The sequence below is a fragment of the Aquiflexum gelatinilyticum genome (genome assembly GCF_024741135.1).
Classification (GTDB): Bacteria; Bacteroidota; Bacteroidia; order Cytophagales; family Cyclobacteriaceae; genus Cognataquiflexum; species Cognataquiflexum gelatinilyticum.
Genome location: NZ_JANSUY010000032.1, coordinates 1 through 4,574, shown reverse-complemented (window position 1 = coordinate 4,574; position 4,574 = coordinate 1). Strand labels below are relative to the sequence as shown.

Here is a 4,574-nt window from a genome sequence, read left to right as displayed (position 1 = left end):
AAATTTTTTAGTAAAAGTCACCAACTATTTTTGACCACATTACCACAAAAAAACCGGCCAATGCCGGTTTTTTTGTTTTTTGGAATTAAAGATTTTTAAGAAGCGTATCCATTTTGGACTTGAGGTCGAGGATGGCTTTGCTGTAGCGGTCATCCCATTCCGACAACCTTTCTGAAGATTTCATTTCAGTTTCATATTGTATACCCGGAAGCATCCATGATGCATAACCGCTAAATGGATCGGTGGATGCATATAATGACCTGTACCAGTTTCCATAATACATGCCCTTTGGGTCAATGAAGCTTTTTTCCAAAGCAATCAAGTCTTTGTTGATGGCTTTAATCTTTTTGGAATCCAATTGGCTGCCTGCCAAAATTGAGGAGATTTTGCTGTCCAAAGCTTCCGCACTTGTTTTTAAAGCTTCAACAGCTGCTTTTGATTTTTCAAAACCTTTGAAATCTTTATTGTAGGTTTTCACGTTTTTCTCTGCATTCTCAAAATGGGTAGCCAAGTCCTTGGAATACCTTGAAGCTTCATAAGGAATGATCTCCGCATTGGCCAATCTGAGGGCCATGATTCCGATCACTTGCTCCACAGTGCCTCCCATTTTGAAAGTTGGATCAGCAAATTTTTTGTAGAAGTGAAGGTCATCATAATTGGTATGGTACAAAGATGGTCCACTTGAACCGCCACTGATTGAAGGTACACCAACATGCATATAAAATGCGATATGGTCAGAGCCCCCACCTAAATTTCCTATACTCGGTTCTGGCTTGCCTGCTGCCCAAACTTCATAAACTGTCTTGGCAGAATCAGGATAGGCTACCTGCTTTGCTGATTCCATGATTACTTTTTTCAAAGTAGGTGAAGCAGCAGTTCCAAAATACTTTCCGGAAACAGCTGCATCCAGATTGATGTAGGCGACAGCTTTTGCTCCCAATTCATCACGGAATTGCTCAACCCATTCTGTAGATCCGATTACGCCATGTTCTTCGGCATCCCAATGTGCGATCAGTATGGATCTAGCTGGTCTTTTTCCCTCTTTGGCCATTTTTCCCATCGTTTCGGCCATACTCAAAAGCATAGCCGTTCCAGAGTTGGGATCAGTTGAACCAAAACCCCAAGCGTCATAATGGCAGCCTAGGATAATCCATTCGTCAGGATACAATTCACCTTTCAATGTTCCGACAACATTGTTGGCCCTTGTCATGCCTTTTTCCTGCTGGACTTTCAATCTTATTGTAAGCTCTTTGCCTCCCTCTAATCTATATGTAAAAGGTAAGCCTCCCTGCCAACCGGCAGGAACAGCTTTTCCTTTCATTTTACCTATGATTTCTTTGGCTGAGCCATAAGAAATGGGAGTGACAGGAATGGTATGTAATCCTTTAACTTCGGAAGGATCCAATCTTTTGATTTTGGTTTTTCCATCGAGGGGAAGTGCAGGCTCAAATGGTGTCAGCGCATCTCCTGTCCAATCTACTGTCAGTAAAGAACCTCTTTGGATGGAGCTTTCGTCATAAAAAGTACCCTCAGGATATACCGGACCTCTCATATATCCTGCATCTACAGGATCAGTAAAGATGATCAATCCTGCTGCTCCATATTGCTCTGCGAATTTGGCCTTGTACCCCCTGAAGTTTCCTCCATATCTGGCAAGGACAATTTTGCCTGTGATATCAATGCCCAAATCTTTTAATTTTTCAAAGTCAGCTTTGGTGCCATAGTTTGCATATACGACCTCAGCGGTCACATCTCCGCTTCCTGAAAATGCATTCCAACCTTTCCAGAGATTTGGATTGGAAGAATAGGGATCCTCCGAAAGGATATTTTCCTGTTGGTTTAAGGGCTGCCTGACGGGTGTGACAAGTTCCACGAGTGATTCTCCCGGTCCTTTGGACAAATACAAATCATAAGGGTAAACATTGACATCCCATCCTGATTTATTCATTGATTCGACCATATAATCTTTCACTTTTTCATTGGCGGCTGTGCCTGCGACATGAGGTTCGGACGTGATAGCTTCCAAATGGATCCTGAACCTGCTAAAGTCAACAGTCTCTTTGAACTGCTTTTCAAAATCCAATTGTTTTGTTACGGAATTTTTGGAATAACCATCTAATGTTTGGGAATGTAGCTGAATGGCTAACAAACCGACCAAAATAAATGTCAGTAAGTAATGTTTCTTCATAGAATATGTTTTTTGGAATTCACCTGTTTACAAATATATCCAAACCTTAAAATGAAAAGGCTTATAAATGTTGAAAGGTTGATATTTGCTTTTATTGATTTTGGATATAAATAAAAAACCCCCTAACGAAACATCAGGGGGTTTTTGAATAGTTTAAGTTCAATTTGGCTTAATAAATTTAAAATTCATAGAACTGATTGATTTTTTAAGCAACCTTGTATCTGTAGCAATTGGGTTATTTATTTGAATTTGAATCAAAGGATTGTTCCGTATGATTCAATCAGATGACATGTAATAAATTGAGTTTCAAATATAAAAAATTAATTGAAATCATTGTGTAAATTGTACATGATGACTTTAAATTAACGATATGCCAAAAAAGAGACCAAGCAATAAAGACTTTGACAATGAGGAGGTATTTCCGCAACTTTCATTGGATTGTGTCATTTTCGGATTCAATGACGGAACATTAAAAGTGCTTTTGTTAAAATGGAAAGGGACTGAATATTGGAGTTTGCCGGGTGGATTAATCAGGCAAAGTGAAGATATTGACAATGCAGCAATCCGGATTTTGCAGGAAAGGACTGGTTTAGGCCAAATATTTTTGAGGCAATTTCATACTTTTGGAAAAATTGAAAGGTATGATAATCAAAAGATTATCTCTAAACTTTCCCATGTTATCGATCCTGAATCATGGTATGACAGAGCTATTTCTATAGGCTATTATGCTTTGGTAGATTACGCTGAGGTTTTTCCCAATCCCGATCAGTTTACAGACGAGTGCCAATGGTGGATTTTGGAGGAAGTTCCGGAATTGTTGTTTGACCACAATGAGATTTTAAAAAAAGCCTTGCATTCTTTAAGGTTGGAATTAAGTTACCAGCCCGTAGGGTACAACCTACTTTCCGAAAAATTTACTATGCCGGAAATGATGAGGATGTATGAGGCCATTTTGGGAAGTAAAATTGATCCCCGTAATTTTCAAAAGAAAATTCTTAATTCAGGAATTGTGATCAAGCTTAATGAAGTAAAGAAAGGATTGGCCCACAAATCCCCCAATTTGTACATGTTTGACAAGGTGAAGTACCAGCAAATATTGGAAGGTGGTGGTTTGTTTATTATCTAATAGTATTTATGGAATTGGATAATAAAATCTTTAAATTGATTAAAAATCACCTCAAATGGCATCTTCAACACATCAGATCCAAAAAACAGCATATTTGCTGTTTATTATCGTTGTCGTTTTTTGGATTTTAAAAGTCGGTTCTTTCATCATCATACCTTTAGTATGGGGAGTTTTTTTCGCATTTTCTCTGTTTCCTATTTCTAATTGGTTTGAGGAAAAAAGGATTCCACGGGGATTAGCCATCACCTTGACAATTGTTTTGATTTCCGCTGTTGCCTTATTGGTTTTTTATACTTTGATCAACCAAGTTGTAAATTTGATTTTGGACATTCCTGAGATAAGTGACTCGTTCAACAAAAAAATTTCATTGTATTTCGCAGACCTTGGCGGAAAGATCGGTTTTGAAGGGATGTCCATGCCTGAGATAAGCGACATTTTTACCCCGGAAAGCCTAAATACAACTTTGAGGGAAACAGTTAAATCTCTGACATTGGCGGGCATCATACCATTATTTATTTTTTTGATGCTTTATTATACTGATTTCTTTATGGAGTTTTTAAAGAAAGTCTCAGGAAATGATAATAATTCGATTTTGAATTGGATAGAGGATTCAGGAAAGGTCATTCAATCATATCTTGTGGGCATGGTCATCGTGACGGGAATTGTATCGGTAATGTCAGGCGTGGTTTTTTATTTCCTTGGGATCAAATACTACCTGCTATTTGCAGTTTTCATCGCAGTCATGAATCTAATCCCTTATGTTGGGGTGATACTCAGTTCTTTCTTGGTTGTTTTTTATGTTTTGTTGACTACAGATAACCTGTTTTACCCATTTATTACCTTATTTATGCTTTGGATTATTCAACTCACTGAAAACAATTTAATCACTCCGGTTATTGTGGGTTCCAAGGTCAAGGTCAACACGATGGTGGTGATATTGGCTATCCTTATCGGGGGGAGTTTGTGGGGCGTTTCAGGAATGATTTTGTTTATTCCATTGATGGGTGTTCTGAAAATAACTTTTGATAGGATTCCTTCATTGGAGCCATATGGCTACTTACTTGGGGATAAATTTCCGATAAATGAAAAAAATGAAAATTTTTGGAAGCTGTTTTTGAAAAAAGTTAAAAACAAAAAAGAGGCTTAAGAGCCTCTTTTTTGTTTTTGTGCGCACGAGAAGACTCGAACTTCCACACCTAATGGCGCTGCCACCTGAAGACAGTGCGTCTACCAATTTCGCCACGTGCGCATCAATAATAA

Annotated in this window: 3 protein-coding genes and 1 tRNA gene; 2 read left to right on the top strand and 2 right to left on the bottom strand. The window is 38.3% G+C overall.

Annotation, left to right across the window (positions count from 1 at the left end):
* Window positions 1-85 precede the first annotated feature (85 nt).
* Window positions 86-2,188, bottom strand: a complete 2,103-nt coding sequence (locus tag NU887_RS20870) for a M28 family peptidase (RefSeq protein ID WP_258425330.1) — start codon at window positions 2,186-2,188, stop codon at window positions 86-88.
* Window positions 2,189-2,558: 370 nt separating this feature from the next.
* Between NU887_RS20870 and NU887_RS20865 the strand changes: the two genes are divergently transcribed.
* Both NU887_RS20865 and NU887_RS20860 read left to right on the top strand, forming a co-directional pair.
* The gene (locus NU887_RS20865) at window positions 2,559-3,314 is read left to right on the top strand and encodes an NUDIX hydrolase (RefSeq protein ID WP_258425329.1); all 756 of its coding nucleotides are present in this window, start codon (window positions 2,559-2,561) and stop codon (window positions 3,312-3,314) included.
* A gap of 55 nt (window positions 3,315-3,369) precedes the next feature.
* Complete coding sequence (locus NU887_RS20860) at window positions 3,370-4,461, top strand: AI-2E family transporter (protein ID WP_258425328.1); 1,092 nt, start codon at window positions 3,370-3,372, stop codon at window positions 4,459-4,461.
* 20 nt (window positions 4,462-4,481) lie between these two features.
* Here the strand turns inward: NU887_RS20860 and NU887_RS20855 are convergent.
* Window positions 4,482-4,563: transfer RNA gene (locus tag NU887_RS20855), tRNA-Leu, on the bottom strand.
* Window positions 4,564-4,574 lie beyond the last annotated feature (11 nt).

Excerpts from the sequence above, each read along its gene's own strand:
- NU887_RS20860 (WP_258425328.1), top strand. The coding sequence starts at position 3,370 with ATGGCATCTTCAACACATCAGATCCAAAAAACAGCATATTTGCTGTTT.
- NU887_RS20865 (WP_258425329.1), top strand. The coding sequence starts at position 2,559 with ATGCCAAAAAAGAGACCAAGCAATAAAGACTTTGACAATGAGGAGGTA.
- NU887_RS20870 (WP_258425330.1), bottom strand. The coding sequence starts at position 2,188 with ATGAAGAAACATTACTTACTGACATTTATTTTGGTCGGTTTGTTAGCC.